Origin of the sequence: Paenibacillus sp. BC26 (assembly GCF_900116125.1) — a bacterium.
Classification (GTDB): Bacteria; Bacillota; Bacilli; order Paenibacillales; family Paenibacillaceae; genus Paenibacillus_Z; species Paenibacillus_Z lignilyticus.
This window is the reverse complement of the sequence record NZ_FPAD01000001.1, coordinates 313,381-329,810: the sequence shown is the minus strand read 5'-3', so window position 1 is coordinate 329,810 and position 16,430 is coordinate 313,381. Positions and strand designations below refer to the sequence as shown.

The following is a 16,430-nucleotide window of genomic DNA, read 5'->3' as shown; positions in this document are numbered from 1 at the left end:
CGATCGAGAATGAAACCGAATTCATGGTACAGGCTTATTTTGAACCTGTGAAATAATTATGACCGATAGTTCAAAATTATTGACGAATGGTTTTGTCTTGCGCTATAACTATTCATAGAGAACCTGTTAGTATCGAGGAGGTATTGAAATGTCTGAACGTATCGTTCGAGGAATTGCCCGCGCCAAATGGGCAGTCCTGATCGCTTGGCTGGCGATAACCGTCGCCTCCATGTTTGCGTTGCCTGATCTGGCGGCCATTGTCCGGCAAACCGAGCAGAAATTTATTCCGGCCGATTCCGAATCCGTCGTAGCCAAGCAGCTTATGGAGCGGATCAATCCGGAGACAACCACCAAATCCAGTGCGATCCTCGTTTATTCCCGCGAAGGCGGCATGACAGCGCAGGACCGCGATTGGCTCAAGGCCAAAGCTGCCGAGCTTGCACAGCTTAGCGGCAAGGACGGCTTCAAGTCGGTACAATCGGCTTATGAAACGCCGGAGCTTGCGGAGAAATTCCGCAGCAAGGATGGCACGACCGAGCTGCTTATCGTCGGGTTCACCCGTGCGGATAATGATACGCTCACCCAGGAAGCGGTCGATATACTTGCCGCTAAAGTGGAAGGCGCTCCGAGCGGAAGCAAAGTAGAGCTCACGGGGAGCGCTCCGATCGGCAAAGATTTTCAGCAGAGCTCCGAGGAGGGTTTGAAGAAAACAGAGCTGCTCACCGTAGCGCTCGTGCTCGTTATTCTTCTGCTTGTGTTCCGTTCGCCGGTCGCTCCGTTCATCCCGCTTATTACGATTGGCATTTCCTTAGTCATCACACGCGGGCTCGTTGCACTGGCCACGGAATACGGCATGCCGGTTTCGTCCTTTACGGAATCCTTCCTTATCGCCGTCTTGTTCGGTGCGGGAACCGATTATTGTATTCTGCTTATCCAGCGTTTCCGCGAGGAGCTTACCCATGACGGCGACAAAGCGGAAGCACTCGTGAGAACGATGCGAACCGTCGGCAAGACCGTCGCGTTCTCTGCTAGTACGGTATTCGTTGCGTTCTTCCTCATTGGTTTCGCCCAGTTTGGCCTTTATCAATCCGCCGTGGGCGTATCCATCGGCGTTGCCATTACGCTCATCGCAGGGCTTACCTTAACGCCTGCCTTGCTGATGATCTTCGGTAAAGCCGCCTTCTGGCCGAGCAAAATCGCTAGCGGTCAAGGCCATGGCGAATCCAAACTATGGGGAGCGATGGCAGCACTTGCCGCACGCAGACCCGTAGCCATTCTGGTTGTCACCGTCCTGCTGCTTACGCCAATTACGTTCCTGTACCATGGCAAACGGTCCTTTGACGACTTGGCAGAAATTAATCCGCAGCTCGGCTCCGTGCAGGGCTTCCGTCAAGTGGAGCATGCCTTCGGAGCCGGCGAAGTGTTCCCGCTCTCCGTAGCGCTGCGATCGGATGAGTCCATGCGCAATCCTGCCGCACTGGCCGCTCTCGAAACGGCAAGCGCGAATGTAGCGAAGCTCAGCGGTGTCAAAGAGGTACGAAGCGCCGTAAGACCGCTCGGCGAACAGCTGGCTGATCTGACGGTGTCGAATCAGCTGATACGAACCTCCGATGCGCTTGAGAAGATGAAGACCGGCGTCGATCAAGTAGCCGACGGCCTAACTACTGCCGGCAGCTCGATTTCGAGCGGGCAAGCCGATATTCAGAAGCTGACGGATGGCTTGCGGAAGATGGCTGCACGCACCTCGGAAGCGCAAAGCGGATTGAAGCAAATCTACGGCGGCATGCAGCAGGCGTCCCAAGGCGCCGGCCAGCTGTCCGGCGGACTCAAGCAGAGCGCTGAAGTATCCGGCTCCATGAGCCAAGATTTGCAGGCGCTGCTGAAGAAATATCCGGAGCTGAAGAATGAGCCTGCCATGCAGCAATTACTAGGCAAGCAGCAAGGGTTATCCGGAGGATTAAACGAACTTTACGCCGGAGCGGCTAAGCTGTCCGCAAGCTTCAATCAATTGAATCCGGGCGTAAACCAAGCAGCCGACGGACTTGGTCAGCTGGCTGAAGGTCAATCCCAAGCGGCGGATGGTACAGCGAAGCTCGGAAGCGGACTTCAAGAGCTTACCGGCGGCTTGAAGGACGGTGCCGCTGGTCTTGGCGACATTTCGAAGGGGCTCACTTCGGTGAAGGATGCGCAACGTACAATTGGGGACAGTCAAATTCCGGGCTGGAACCTTCCTCAGGAAGCGCTCGATAGTCCTGAGCTGAAGCAAGCGCTCGATTACTATATTTCCACTGACGGGGAAACCGCCAAGATGGAGATTGTCCTTGCAGTTAATCCCTATTCGCCTGAGGCGCTGACAACGGTTGATCAGATTCGAGCTGCGCTGAACCACAGCTTCGAAGGAAGCGCCATTGAAGGAACGAAGGTGTATCTGTCCGGCACATCGGCACAGATCTCGGAGCTGAAGGATATTTCGAAAAGCGACTTTATGCGAACAGGCGCGTTTGTTCTTATCGGGATTTTCATCGTGCTCATGATTCTGCTGCGTTCCATACTGGCGCCGCTCTATGTGCTGCTTTCCCTGGGCTTTAACTTCCTGGTCACCATGGGCATCGTCGAATTCATATTCGTGCAATTGCTCGGCAAGGAAGGGTTGTCATGGAGTGCTTCGTTCTTCGTCTTCCTTATTATCGTAGCGCTGGGCGTCGATTACAGCATCTTCCTCATGGCCAGATTCAAGGAAGAATATCGACCGCGGGGCATTACGTATGCGATGTCGAAAGCGATGTCGACGACAGGCGGCGTAATCATTTCCGCAGCGGTCATTATGGGCGGCACCTTCGCCGCACTCATGATGTCCGGCGTGAATACGCTTCTGCAGATTGGAGCAGGTATCGTCATCGGTCTGATTCTATATGCCACTGTCTTTATGGGACTTGTCATTCCCGCACTTGCAAATCTGTTCGGCGAAGCTAACTGGTGGCCATTCCGCCAGCGAACGGCACCTCAAACCGAAGCAGCGAAGAGCAAGGAAGAAGGAACCGGCACGCGTTACAAAGAGCAAACGTCCGAATAAGATAAAAAAAGCTGTATCTGCTCCTTCTCGAGGTGGCGGATACAGCTTTATTGTTTATATAGATGATTCTGCTACAGCACGTTTGGCCGCTTGGTGCGTATACGCAAACAGCTCCATTAGCTCCATGTGCTGCACATATTCAATCGCGCCTCTGGCTTCCTCTGAAATGGTCCCGCTCTCTTGCAGAGCGATCATGCTGGTGAGCGCCGGAGCCTGCCAGCGTACTTGTCGTTTGATCACCTGCAGCGCATCCCGAATGGCGCCTTCCTGCAGATCTCCCAATATGACGCTGTTCTGCAGCCAATCCGCCACTCGCGTTTGCAAGCTCTCCATCGCCGGATGGGCGCCCGCATTGCTGAACCAGTAGTTCGCATTGGAGAAATCACCTTCCATCCGGTGCATAATGCCATGCCAATAGCAGCCCGTCGGATCGTCTTCAATCTCTTGAGACTGTTCATGCGACGCGTCCAGGCTCTCGTTGAGCAAATGCAGTCCGGCTTTGAGCGCGATGAGCGCTGGTACCGCGGACTTCGGAGTTCCAGCAGAAATTAAAGGTAAAGCGGCTATTTCTTGATCGAGTGCAGCATCCCATACCCGTTTCGGAGACAGGGCTTGCATGGTCTGACGCGATTCCAATTGTTCGATGATTAGCGCTAATGATTTCTTCAAGCCGCATCCACTCCTTCAACAGTTCGTAACGCCAATCACTTCCATGAGTGGACTCTATTGTAATGGATGCCCTTCGAAAATTCAATGAGAATATGCCTATTTATCCATATGGCCCGCGCGGATGAAAGCCAAGCAGCCGAGTAAGCCGTGGATTATCCTTCGCAGCCTCGATAACATGCTGCGGCATCGTATAATGAATGAACGGATAGAAGCGCTGCGATACCCAGCGGCGTCCGTAGGTCACCTGCTGCACCATCCGAACATGACTGCTTTCATTGCGTGCGCCGCGATGCCAGGTCTGGCCATTGAACAGCAGCATGTCGCCTTTCTTGGCGACGATGGAAACCGGACCTTGACCGTTATAGAACGGCGTTTCTTTCGGGGAGGCTGGATGCCTTCCGCTCCGGTGACTGCCCGGAATAAGCTGCGTCGGCCCCATATCTTCCGTCACATCCGTCAAATAATACATCGCCGTAAACATAAAGCATGGCATCTGAATTCGCGGATCCAGCTCGGCCTCCTCCGGCATCGGAAAGAACAGATCCTCATCCACATGCCAGAAATCAATACCGGTGCCCGGCGTCGTGTACAGCCCGTTATTGGAGAACATATGGCAGTTTTTTCCGAGCACCGCCTCAGCAAATGACACTGTCCGCTCTTCGTCGATCAACTGCAGAAACAGATTGTTTCGCTCAAACATTTTCGTACGCAAATTGGCACCGTAGCCGTCTGGCTCCGTCGTCTTAAATTCATGCTCAAACGCTTTGCGATAAGTATCCACACGTTCTTCGTCCAGCATGTTTCTGATTACGGTGAACCCCTTGCGGTAAAACTCCTCCAGATGGCCTTGCAAATCAAATGCCGCTTGCTTGTTCGAAGCTGTGTCCATCCCTATCCCTCCCCACTATCTTGTACATATTTTCCAATTAAGACGGTTCTGCTATAGTAAACTTATTACACAAACAACTGCGAACGATTGGGTAATTTAACGCGAAGGTTGGACTTTCTGACAGCTTGGAGGGGCAGCGTATGGATCATTATGTGAACCAGCAGTTTATGGATAACCCTTCATTTCCGTTTCGGGCATTTCGTGCTCCGGTCACGACCGATTATGAGCTGCATACGCATGATTTTGTCGAAATCATCTATGTGACGGAAGGCCAAGGCATTCATTTATTTCAAGATCAGCAATTCCTCATTCGCGAAGGGGATATCTTCATCATCCATCGCCATGTCCCTCATGGCTACAAACGCCTGCCGGGCACGCCGCTTACCGTAAACAATATTATTTTCGATCCGTATTACTTCGAGCAGGAGCTCTCCCATATGGCCGGTGTGACGGCCTTCATCGATTTCTACTACGTCGAACCCTTTCTTAGAGAGAAAACGCGTAATCCGTCCGTGATGAATATCGGTAAGCTTGACCGCATGGAGGCACTGGCGATCCTCGATCGGCTTGTATATGAAGATACGAATCGCCAAGCCAATTATGAACTAATGGTTAGAGCGCATATCATGCAGTTATTCATCTATCTTAGCCGCTGCTATGAACGATCGTTAAAGAAGCCGATGACTGCGGCAAGTGACGAGAATGCGCTCATTCGCAATGTTTGCGACTTTACGAGGCAGCATTACGCGAAGCCGTTAAGCTTGCAGCAGCTCAGCACTTTATGTAACCTCAGCCAGACGGCATTCACCACCAAATTCAAGCAGCATATCGGCATGACCTTCATCGAGTTCCGCAACCATATTCGGTTGCAGGAGGCGAAGAAGCTGCTGGAGACGACGTCCGGCAAAATCATGTCCATCGCGCTTGAAGTCGGTTTCGAGGATTTAAGCTTCTTCAATCGGATGTTCAAACGGCAATTCGGCGTAACGCCGAGTGAATACCGAACCGGGTATTGGCGAGAATCTTCCTAGAAACAAAATAAGCTCCCGGGCCTCATAGGCCAGGGAGCTTATCTATTATAGAAGTGCTTATTTGCTGTGCAGTACTTCAGGCGTAGTCAGTTTGTCGTAGAAATCAACCGACTTGTCCTTGTCATCGGAATTGCGAAGTGCCATTGCGGAACGAGGGTGCTCGTCCAACATACCTGTAATCATATAAGGAATAATATAGCCCCACTCTTCTTTTTCACGCAGCGTAATCATGTGCTTCTCGATCATATCCAGCACCGGACGCACATTGTACTTCGTGTTCTTCAGATGTGCGACAAGCAGTTCCGTCGGGCAGTTGCCTGCCGCGCGGCCCATACCGTATACGGAAGCATCCAGGAACTCGACGCCTTTCTCCACGGAAATGAGCGTATTGGCGAAAGCCAGCTGCATGTTGTTGTGCGTGTGTACGCCCAAACGTTTGCTTGGCAGGTACTTCTGGAATTTGCTGACCAAGTAGTTGAAATCATTCGGATCCAAGCTGCCGTAGGAATCAACCACATATACGACGTCAACCACGCTTGCTTCGATCAATTCGAATGCTTCAAGCAGTTGGTTCTCCATTACGTTGGAGAGCGCCATAATGTTCAGCGTTGTTTCGTAGCCGCGGGAATTGAATACGTTAACCAGCTCCAGCGCCTTCGGCACGTCTTGAATGTAGCAGGCAACACGGATCAAATCGAGCATGCTCTCTTCGCGCGGAAGAATATCGTTCTCGTCTACCCGTCCGATATCGACAAGCGCAGAAAGCTTCGTATTCAGCTTCTGCGGGATGACTTTACGAAGGAAGTCGTCGTCCAGGAAGCGCCATGGACCAGCATCTTCAGCGCCTTTAAGCAGCTTCGGCGAGTTCTTGTACCCGATTTCCATATACTCGACGCCGGCTTCATTCAGCGAGTTGTACAGATGCTGAACGAACTCAACGCTGAAATCCCAGTTATTGACGAGTCCGCCGTCGCGGATCGTGCAGTCGACGATTTTACAATGACTTTTTTTCGAAGCATTCATAGCATTGTGTCTCCTTTTTAGCCAGATCTTGTCTTTTCTACTCATAATACTTGATATTGGCTATGAACGCAAAGTCATTTTTGTCAGAATTGCACTACTCTTCGGATTATATGGCGCGGAAGGATTTCCTTGTGCTGACCATCGTTTGATCTAATTTATCGCTCAGTTTCTCCAGCATTGTCGCCAGCTCCGACGATCTGGAAATCAGCTGATGCTGCTCATTCGAGCTGCCTGTGACCGTCTTTACGCTGCCCGTCAATTCAACGGACATGCGGGAGATTTCCTCGATGTTGATGCTGAACTGCTGCGTACTGGCAGACATTTGCTGAGACGCGCCGGAGATGTAATGAATTTGTTCCGCAACGGTTTTAATAGACCGCATAATGCGTTCGAACGCCGCTCCCGCATCACATACGGCTTGATTTCCTGATGCTACCTCAACAATTACTTGATCCATGGATTGGATGGAAGCCCGGTTATTAGCCTGGATGTCTTGAACAAGCTCAGCGATTCTCTGGGCGGAGGCGGTGGTTTGCTCAGACAGCTTGCGGACTTCATTGGATACGACGGTAAAACCTCTGCCATGCTCGCCTGCCCGTGCCGCTTCGATCGCCGCATTCAGAGCCAGCAGACTGGTCTGGGAAGCTATGTCTGTAATTAAACTCGTAATATCATCTATTTCTTGTGAACGCTGACCAAGCAGCTTTACTTTGGCAGCCGATTCTTGAACGGCATTGCTCATCGATGTCATCTGCCGGACAGCCTTCTGAATGGCTTCATTCCCGTTGTCGGCCTCTGTCGCAACCTCGTTCGAGAAATTAGACACGGTGGCAGACGTTTCAGCGATGGTATGGATATCTCGGAGCATCTCTCCGATCACCTTCTTGCCGGTCTGTGCGCCATTCTCCTGTAAATGTGCCGCGGCATCGACCTTATGCATCGTTTGTACGATATCCCCTGCCAAGAGATTAAGCGTGGCCGCGTTGCAGCTGAGCTCCTTGGAGTTCATGAGCACCTGGTCCGACGTTTCCGTCACATTTTCGATAATTTGTTTGACCGCTGCTTGAATTTTCTGCTGTTGGGCCGATTCCAGTGCGTGGATGAAGGCTCTGCGCGTCATAATTTGATAGGTAACGGCGCCGATAAACAAAACAACAAATACGATGTGAATGGAGACCATGGCCAGCGAATAATCACGGGTTCCGTAGACAAGCTCTGGGAAGATTAAGAAGCCGAGTACATGCTGCAGAGCGAAGATGACGGTGCTGATGAGAAGCATTGCGATGAGGTCGTAGTACAAAATAATGGCCAGTACCATAAAGATGGAGAAGTGGTATTCCACCGTCCCGTTACCGCCGGCAATGATGGATATGCTGCTGAAGGTAAGCGAAAGCGTCATAAGAAGCGGAACGCTCTGCTGTTCCTTCTGTAACCGCATGCAAAATCCGGCAAGCAGTAAGCAAGTAAACGGCAATGCGAAGAACGTTTGATTAAGTAAGGAGAGAAGCGTTGAACCATTCTGATCCGGATGATGATCATGCTGCATGGAAAAACCGAGCCAATCGAATGCGTGTACCAGAAGCGATAAAAGTACAATAATTGTAGAAATGAATAACATGACACGGTTTTTCTCTCTAAGCATACAACGAGCCTACCTCCCAATATTTGTATAAATATAAAAAGAGTCCACCCATGTTAAGGATGGACTCCTTTTCACCCGGTAACCTGTCCACCATGGCATCGGTATCGATGCTTTAGGCCTAGGCTTTGCGTCCCAACATTTCCATTGGTTTGCCTTTATCATATGAGAAGTAGTTGTAAAACTATGGTTTTGTAAATATTAACAGGGTTAATTATAGGAGAGTAAAGCCCTATTTGTACATAGCGTAATTTGTAATCTTTTGTCGAATTTGTCAGATCATCTCTTCTGCTTTCACCACTTCATCGAATTTGGCAGCTGTAATCAGTCCGCTGCGAATGGCAGCCTCACGCAGCGTCAGGCCTTCCTTATGAGCGGACTTCGCAATAGCTGCCGCATTCTCATAGCCGATATGAGGATTGAGCGCCGTAACGAGCATCAGGGACTCGTTCAGATGCCGGGCGATTGCTTCCCGATTCGGCTCAATGCCAACCGCGCAATGCTCATCGAAGGAGCGGATGGCATCGCTTAGAATGCGGGTCGACTGCAGGAAGTTGTGAATGATGACAGGCTTAAACACGTTCAGCTCGAAGTTGCCCTGGCTGGCCGCGAAGCCGATTGCCGCGTCATTGCCCATGATCTGACAGACCACCATCGTCAGCGCTTCGCACTGCGTCGGGTTCACCTTCCCAGGCATGATGGAGCTGCCCGGCTCGTTCTCCGGTATTCGAATCTCGCCAATCCCGCAGCGAGGGCCGCTTGCGAGCCAGCGCACGTCGTTCGCGATCTTCATCAAGTCCGCGGCGAGCGCTTTGATTGCGCCATGCACGAAGACGATTTCGTCGTGGCTTGTCAGCGCGTGAAATTTGTTCGGCGCGCTAATGAAGTTCTTGCCGGTTAGGCGGCTGATCTCCGCCGACACTTTCTCGCTGAAGCCCGGCGGGGCATTGAGGCCCGTGCCCACGGCCGTGCCGCCGATGGCAAGTTCGCGCAGCTCCTCGCGGCTTGCTCTAATATTACGCTCGCCTTTCTCCAGCATCCGAACCCAGCCGCTGATTTCCTGGCCGAGCGTAAGCGGAGTGGCATCCTGCAGATGGGTGCGGCCGATTTTGATTACATCCATGAAGCTTGCGCTCTTCTGCTCGAGCGTGGATTTCAGCTGCGCAATGGCCGGCAGGACGAGATCCTCCACAGCAATCAGCGCGGCGATATGCATCGCCGTTGGAAAGGTATCATTAGAGCTCTGCGAGCGGTTCACGTCATCGTTGGGATGAACGGCTGCTTCTTGGCCTTTCTCCTTGAGCAGCTGTGCCGAACGCCGTGCAATCACTTCATTGACGTTCATGTTGGACTGCGTGCCGCTCCCGGTCTGCCAGACGGCAAGCGGAAACTCATCCTGCCACTTTCCTTCAATTACTTCATCCGCTGCAACCGCTATCGCTTCGGCTTTCAGGGCATCCATCTTCCCCAAGCTTCCGTTCACGGTCGCTGCTGCTTTCTTCAAATAGGCAAAAGCGGTAATTAACTCACGCGGCATCTTCTCCGTACCGATTTTGAAATTGTGCAGACTGCGCTCGGTCTGCGCTCCCCACAGCCGGTGCGCCTCAACCTGTATCTCACCCATGGAATCCTTCTCAATGCGAAAATCGCTCATCACGACTACCTCCTCATACGAATGGTTTCTGTTCGGTTTACTTTCTATATACCCAAAATGGCACTTGTTCTATTTCTATGAAAGAGGCGATGCATCTACGAGCATGCATCGCCTCTTTCCCATGATTACCTATTTGCCGGCTTGTAATACGGATTCTCCGGCTAAAACTGACTCCGCAGCTCCGGCGGCAGCTCCCTGCTCTTGCGCGTGTTCGAATCCATCGTCACACAAGTAACGGTAGCATCCCCGCACAGCTCGCCCTTCTCGTTCACGATCTCTTGCTTGAGCACATAGCTGCTCCGTCCAGCCCGCTCCGGCGTCGTCGCAACCGTCAGCCGATCCCCTTGCCTGCATTCCTTGCGATAGTTGATATTGATATTAACCGTTACCGTCTGAACGCCCATTGCCAATAACACATCATAGTGCAAGCCTGCCTGCTCATACCATTCTTCACGTCCCCATTCGAGGTATTCCAAGTACTTGGCATTGTTCACATGCCCGTTTACATCAATTTCCGTCGAACGGACGATAAGCTCCAGATTCGCTTGCATCGATCCTCACACGCCTCCTTTGCCGCGGCCTGTTTTTACAGCTTCGGCCCTAGTTGCCTTCATGTTAGCTGGCGATAGTATGGATGTCAAAGGTTGAGCGCGGAGTGCCGCCGCAACCCACGCTTAATAGCTCCCATTCTGCCACCCGCGAAATCTCCGCTCCCCCTGCCGAACCATAGTTGCCTCGCGTATTGGTGCTTGAGAGATACGAAAGCAAACTCTCACCACCGTTATCACTCCGAATTGCTGCCGATTTGCTGCTGAGAGTACCCATATTGAACTCTCAGCTATCAAACCAACCATTTCCTCCACTCGCTAGATGCTGAGAGTTCCAAAAACGAACTCTCACCGCCGATATCACGCCGATTTACGCCGATTTGCTGCTGAGAGTAGCGATATTGAACTCTCAGCTATCAAACCAACCATTTCCTCCACTCGTTAGATGCTGAGAGTTCCAAAAACGTACTCTCACCGCCGATATCACGCCGATTTGCTGCTGAGAGTTCCGGTATCGATCTCCCAACTTTCTAACTAACCACTATCTCCGCTCGATAGACGCTGAGAGTTCCGAAATTGAACTCTCACCGCCAATATCACGCCGATTTGCTGCTGAGAGTTCCGATGTCGATCTCCCAACTTTCTAACTAACCACTATCTCCGCTCGATAGACGCTGAGCGTTCCGAAATAGAACTCTCACCGCCAATATCACGCCGATTTGCTGCTGAGTGTTCCGATGTCGATCTCCCAACTTTCTAACTAACCACTATCTCCGCTCGATAGACGCTGAGAGTTCCAAAAACGTACTCTCACCGCAGATATCACGCCGATTTGCTGCTGAGAGTTCCGGTATCGATCTCTCAGCTGTCAAATCAACTGCTAGACGTGCGAGCGCGGCTTGACATACATATGAGACTCCGAAAACTCATGGCTGGGATTCTAACGAATCCAGGAAGCCTTATTTGAACAAAATGGCTGAGTTTGAAATTCTAACGAATCCTGTAGACCTTATTTCGGTTAGAAGTCCCCTATTTGGCTGCATTTCGCTCAAATAAGACCTGTACGATTCGTTAGAATTTTTTAGTGGCCATTTTCGAGCAAATAAGGCTCTCACGATTCGTTAGCCGTATCGCCGACAAATAATCAGCATAGTTGCTGCTACCTTTAGTGCCAGGATTAGTTTTGTGTTGGTGTTGGTGCTGGTGCTGGTGTTGGTGGTGGTGGTGGTGGTGGTGGTGGTGGTGCTTGGTGCCGGTGCTGGTGCTGGTGCTGGTGCTGGTGCTGGTGCTGGTGCTGGTGCCGGTGCTGGTGCTGGTGCTGGTGCTGGTGCTGGTGCTGGTGTTGGTGGCAGTGTCGGTGTCGGTGTTGGTGTTGGTGTCGGTGTCGGTGTCGGTTTTGGTGGTGGTGTGGTGGTGTGGTGGTGTTGATGTCGGTGGCGGGTATCGGGTGTCGGGCTTCGAGCTTCGAGCTCGGACTCCGCGCCTCGGGCCTCAGCCTTATCCACTCCCAAACATCAAAAAGCCGCCCTCTCCGAACCTGGCGGAGAGGGCGGCCTGTCATTCTACCACTCTGCGAACGAGCCGTCGTCGTACGCTAGACGAGGTGTATCCCAGTCGCCTGCGTAGCCGCGTTCAATGAGCGCTTCTTCGTTGATTTCGATGCCAAGCCCCGGTCCTTGCGGGATCGCGACGTGGCCGTCGATGACTTCGAACGGCTTCTTCAAGTAGCCTTCGCCAAGGTCCCACTTCTCCGCCATCGAAGGATGCTCTTGGATCAAGAAGTTCGGCGTGCAAGCATCGAGCTGCAAGCAGGCCGCAAGCGAGATCGGTCCAAGCGGATTATGCGGCGCGATGGAAGCATAGTAGGTTTCCGCCATAGCGGCAATCTTCCGTCCTTCGAAGATCCCGCCGGCATGGCATAGATCCGGCTGAACGATCGCTACCGCGCCTTTCTCCAGCGCTTCGCGGAAGCCCCATCGCGTAAACAACCGCTCCCCCGTTGCAATCGGAATGCTTGTCGATTGCGCAACGCGCAGGAGCGAGTCCACATTCTCGGGCAAGCATGGCTCTTCGATAAACATCGGATAATACGGCTCGAGTGCCGCGGCAAGGCGAATCGCCATAGCCGGGCTGACCCGGCCGTGGAAGTCGATGGCAATGTCTACCCCGCTGCCCACAGCTTCGCGGGCTGCAATGAACTTGTTCACTTGACTCTCCACGAAAGCCAGCGAATCCACATGCCGCACAGGCGCGTCTACGCCTGTTTTGATCGCGTTGAAGCCGGCTTCTACTCTGCGCTTGGCATTAGCAGCGAACGCTTCCGGCGTCTCGCCGCCGCAATGGCAGTACATACGAATCTTGTCGCGCACTCTGCCGCCGAGCATTTCATAGACAGGCATGTTGTAGAACTTGCCTTTAATATCCCATAGCGCCTGCTCGATCCCGCTTATTGCGCTTACGAGGACAGGACCGCCGCGATAGAACGTTCCGCGGTACATGATTTGCCAGTGATGCTCGATCCGAAGCGGATCTTCGCCGATCAAGTAACGCTTCAACTCTTCAATGGCTGTCGCTACGGTAAGGGCACGACCTTCGACGATCGGCTCCCCCCAGCCAACAATGCCTTCATCGGTCTCGATCTTCAGAAACAGCCAGCGAGGTTTCACATGATAGAGCTTCAAATCTGTTATTTTCACAGCTTCCGATCTCCTTTACGTCCTATACTGGTTTCATTGAGCTGGGCAGCCGGAAACTAGCCGTTCCCCTTCTCTGCCCATACCGGGAGCAATGCGCCGCCATCCATAAACATGGTCGTTCCTGTCATATAGCCAGCACTGTCGGAAGCAAGAAACACTGCTGCTTCGCCTACTTCCGCCGGGGTGCAGAATCGTCCCATAGGGATGCGTGAGGAGACCGATTCGATGATCTTCTGGACACGCTCGTTTCCATCTCCCCAGCCATTCTTCGTATAACCCGGCGCAATGCCGACAACCCGAATGCCGTGAGGGGATAAATCGAGTGCCATATTCTTCGTCAGCTTGTTTACAGCAGCCTTCGCCGCCGCATAAACGGTGGAATTCGCCCATGTTCCTTCGGCATGATTGGAACTGATTTGAATGATAACGCCGCGAGTGCCGTTCTTGACCATAAGCCGCGCCGCCTGCTGCGAGCAGAAATAGAGTCCTTTCAAATCGGTATTGAACACTTCGTCGAACAGCTCCGGCGGCGTTTCCAGGAAAGGCTTCATCCGCGTGATGCCCGAATTGTTGACATGCACGTCCAACCGATCGAAATGGCGATTAAATTGCTCGAACAAGGATTCGATGCCTTCAAGCGTAGAGATATTCGCCTGAACCGCCTCTGCCTTCACACCGAGTGCATTGATCTCGCGCACTACTTCTTGAGCCATCTCCGCACTTGTATTGTAGTTGACACACACATCGTATCCGGATCGTGCAAAAGCAAGCGCAATGCCTCTGCCGATCCCGCGACCTGAGCCTGTTACTAAAGCAACTTTGCGATCCACGTAAGTCCCCCTACCCTTTCAAGCCTGTGAAAGAAACACCCTTCTCGATGAGTTTCTGACAGGAAGTGATGATAAGCATGAGCGGAATCGTAGCGATAACCAAGCTGGACATTATGACGTTGGAGCCCATGCTTTGCCGCTGCTGGAAATCATTAAGCGCGACGGTGAATGTCCATACGTCTTGCGTCCGAGCAACAACAAGCGGCCACAGGAATTCGTTCCATACCGCAATGAACGTCATAACCGCAACAACCGTAAAGATCGGCGCCGACATGGGTACGATGATTCTCCAGAAAATCTTAAACTCGGAGGCACCGTCGATGCGTCCCGCCTGCAGCAGCTCGCCCGGCAGCTGTTCAAAGAACCCTTTGAACAAGAAGATAACGATCCCCCATGCCGTATGCGGCAATATAATCCCCCACAGCGAGTTGACCAAATGGAGTTTATCCATCGTTAAATAAAGCGGAACGAGAATTGCGATTTCCGGGATCATAATCGTGGCCACGAAGAACAGCGTCAACCAAGTACCGACTTTGCTCCGAACCAGATGCGCAAGCGCGTAACCAGCCGTTCCGCCGATCAGCAATTGCAGGACAATGGTGGACCCGGTTACGATCACGCTGTTCAATAAGAAATGCGGAAAGCCGAAATTGGCGCCTTTGCTTTCGTCACCGGATTTTTTCCAAAGTACGATGTAATTGTCGAACAGCCTTCTCCAGTCCTTCACCTCAGAGATGGTGAGCACTTTCCCTTTCACAACTTTCGATTCCGTCAGCCATTTCAACGCATTTGTCGCATGTAACGGCAATTCCGCGGCAATTTCAGTGGAGCCCGTATACTTGCCGCCATCCCCCTTGAAATCGAACGAGGTTAATTTCCCGGCACGAATCTTGGCCAGCTTGTTCTTCATAACCGCATGCGTGGCTACCATGGTCGGAACGATCTGCGGCCGTCCAACCGTAAAATTATAAGCGGGCATCGAAGCACTATAGACGATAACGCCATCTTTCACGCCGGTTACCTTCATCGCGCCGACCGCTTCATTCTGCATTCGTTTCCAAGTGAACCAAATCGCCTCCATGGCATCCAGTTCATATTCCTCCGGCTTCGAAATGTCCGCCGCATCGTAATTGAGCGTTACGCTTACGGTCTTGGGCACTTCAGGAATCCATTTCGGCGGAAAGCTGTAAATGGAAATGTTATCTTTCATTGATGAGCTGATCATCCAGACAAGCGGAACGATCGACGATAGAATAAAGAAAATGGCAACTGAATAGGAGACGATTTTGACGGATAAACCGCCCTTCTCCCTAATGCGTCCGCGTCCAGCCATGAGATACTCCTTTCCGGATCCTCTAAATGAGATGATTGCCGAGTCGACCGGAAGCCGCCTCTAACCAATCCTCTTAATCCCTGTTGGACAATTTGAGCTGCACGTAAGTGATCAGCGCGATAATGACGAACATAACGAGCGAGATCGAACCCGCTACCCCGAATCGGAACTCCTTGAAGGAACTGTTGAATACGAGCATGGCCAGTGTCCGCGTGCTGTTCGCCGGTCCGCCGCCAGTCATAATGTACATCGGGTCAAACGTCAGGAATACACCGCTTATAAACGAAATAAACTGAATCCCGATAACGAACTTCAAGCTTGGAAACACGATCGCTGTCATTCTGCGCCAAGGTCCGGCTCCATCGATCTTGGCTGCTTCTACGTTCTCGCTCGGAATACCCTGAAGTGCCGAATAATAAATGAGCATCCCCATTCCGGTTGCAAACACGCCGGGCAGCACAATCGCCCACTTGGACATTGCGGGATCGTTGAGCCAGCCGTATGGCCCAAGTCCAATGAAGCTGAGCAGGTAGTTCAATAAACCGTAATCCGGATTATAAAGCCATTTCCACAGCAGATAGCCTGCTACCGACGGAACGGCTGTAGGGAGCAAGTACAACGAACGCATCGTTTTGCTGGCAAATTTAACTTCGTTTAGCAAAACCGCCTGCACGATCGGCACCCAGAACGTAAGTATGAAATAAATAAAAAAGAAAGCAAAGGTGTTCCGGAGCGCGTTCCAGAACTCCGTCGAATGCCATAAATACTTATAATTATCCAGCCAGACAAACTTGCCCGGCGGGTTAATGACCTTGTAATCAAAGAAACCCATATATACGGCTTGCAGCAGCGGGTAATATTTAAATACCAAGAAACACACGATGGCCGGTGTCAAAAAGAAAATAGGCGTCCACGATATCTTAAATCGGTAGGGAGTCTTTAATTGCACTTGCGGCTGCTGCCCAGTAGCTGTTTTCATCGCTTCCGCTTCCTTTCGGAATTACAGGCGGAGCAGCTCGCGGCATGACCTGCCCGCTCGCTGCCT

General features: G+C 52.0%; 13 protein-coding genes and 1 riboswitch. Of the genes, 3 read left to right on the top strand and 10 right to left on the bottom strand.

Features of this window, described 5'->3' with window-relative positions:
• Positions 1-148: 148 nt before the first annotated feature.
• Complete coding sequence (locus tag BM412_RS01470) at positions 149-3,073, top strand: MMPL family transporter (protein ID WP_091212978.1); 2,925 nt, start codon at positions 149-151, stop codon at positions 3,071-3,073.
• 54 nt (positions 3,074-3,127) lie between these two features.
• Here BM412_RS01470 and BM412_RS01465 read toward each other — a convergent pair whose 3' ends face one another.
• Both BM412_RS01465 and BM412_RS01460 read right to left on the bottom strand, forming a co-directional pair.
• Positions 3,128-3,742: a hypothetical protein gene (locus BM412_RS01465; protein WP_091212975.1), complete on the bottom strand. Its 615-nt coding sequence runs from the start codon at positions 3,740-3,742 to the stop codon at positions 3,128-3,130.
• Positions 3,743-3,842: 100 nt separating this feature from the next.
• Complete coding sequence (locus BM412_RS01460) at positions 3,843-4,631, bottom strand: phytanoyl-CoA dioxygenase family protein (protein ID WP_091212973.1); 789 nt, start codon at positions 4,629-4,631, stop codon at positions 3,843-3,845.
• A gap of 140 nt (positions 4,632-4,771) precedes the next feature.
• Between BM412_RS01460 and BM412_RS01455 the strand changes: the two genes are divergently transcribed.
• Positions 4,772-5,662 (top strand): AraC family transcriptional regulator, encoded by an 891-nt coding sequence (locus BM412_RS01455; protein ID WP_091212970.1) that lies wholly within the window; start codon positions 4,772-4,774, stop codon positions 5,660-5,662.
• 57 nt (positions 5,663-5,719) lie between these two features.
• Here the strand turns inward: BM412_RS01455 and BM412_RS01450 are convergent, their stop codons facing one another.
• From BM412_RS01450 to BM412_RS01435, 4 genes are all read right to left on the bottom strand, one after another.
• Positions 5,720-6,685: an aldolase catalytic domain-containing protein gene (locus BM412_RS01450; RefSeq protein ID WP_091212968.1), complete on the bottom strand. Its 966-nt coding sequence runs from the start codon at positions 6,683-6,685 to the stop codon at positions 5,720-5,722.
• Positions 6,686-6,791: 106 nt separating this feature from the next.
• Positions 6,792-8,327: a methyl-accepting chemotaxis protein gene (locus tag BM412_RS01445; protein ID WP_091212965.1), complete on the bottom strand. Its 1,536-nt coding sequence runs from the start codon at positions 8,325-8,327 to the stop codon at positions 6,792-6,794.
• Positions 8,328-8,401: 74 nt separating this feature from the next.
• Positions 8,402-8,491, bottom strand: a riboswitch (cyclic di-GMP riboswitch).
• Between the two features lie 107 nt (positions 8,492-8,598).
• Positions 8,599-9,978, bottom strand: a complete 1,380-nt coding sequence (fumC, locus tag BM412_RS01440) for a class II fumarate hydratase (RefSeq protein ID WP_091212963.1) — start codon at positions 9,976-9,978, stop codon at positions 8,599-8,601.
• Between the two features lie 161 nt (positions 9,979-10,139).
• Complete coding sequence (locus tag BM412_RS01435) at positions 10,140-10,529, bottom strand: acyl-CoA thioesterase (RefSeq protein WP_091212960.1); 390 nt, start codon at positions 10,527-10,529, stop codon at positions 10,140-10,142.
• Positions 10,530-11,772: 1,243 nt separating this feature from the next.
• Between BM412_RS01435 and BM412_RS32005 the strand changes: the two genes are divergently transcribed.
• Complete coding sequence (locus tag BM412_RS32005) at positions 11,773-12,165, top strand: hypothetical protein (RefSeq protein ID WP_091212958.1); 393 nt, start codon at positions 11,773-11,775, stop codon at positions 12,163-12,165.
• Here BM412_RS32005 and dgoD read toward each other — a convergent pair.
• The 4 genes from dgoD to BM412_RS01410 all read right to left on the bottom strand — a co-directional run bounded on the left by dgoD (position 12,089) and on the right by BM412_RS01410 (position 16,364).
• Entirely contained in the window at positions 12,089-13,222 is a 1,134-nt protein-coding gene (dgoD, locus tag BM412_RS01425; RefSeq protein WP_091212956.1) for a galactonate dehydratase, read from the bottom strand. The two genes, BM412_RS32005 and dgoD, sit on opposite strands and share 77 nt — an antisense overlap.
• A gap of 56 nt (positions 13,223-13,278) precedes the next feature.
• Positions 13,279-14,052 carry an SDR family NAD(P)-dependent oxidoreductase gene (locus tag BM412_RS01420; RefSeq protein ID WP_091212953.1) on the bottom strand — a complete coding sequence of 258 codons (774 nt, stop codon included), beginning with the start codon at positions 14,050-14,052 and terminating at the stop codon, positions 13,279-13,281.
• Positions 14,053-14,062: 10 nt separating this feature from the next.
• Positions 14,063-15,385, bottom strand: a complete 1,323-nt coding sequence (locus BM412_RS01415) for a carbohydrate ABC transporter permease (protein WP_091212950.1) — start codon at positions 15,383-15,385, stop codon at positions 14,063-14,065.
• 73 nt (positions 15,386-15,458) lie between these two features.
• Entirely contained in the window at positions 15,459-16,364 is a 906-nt protein-coding gene (locus BM412_RS01410; protein ID WP_091212947.1) for a carbohydrate ABC transporter permease, read from the bottom strand.
• Between the last annotated feature and the right edge of the window lie 66 nt (positions 16,365-16,430).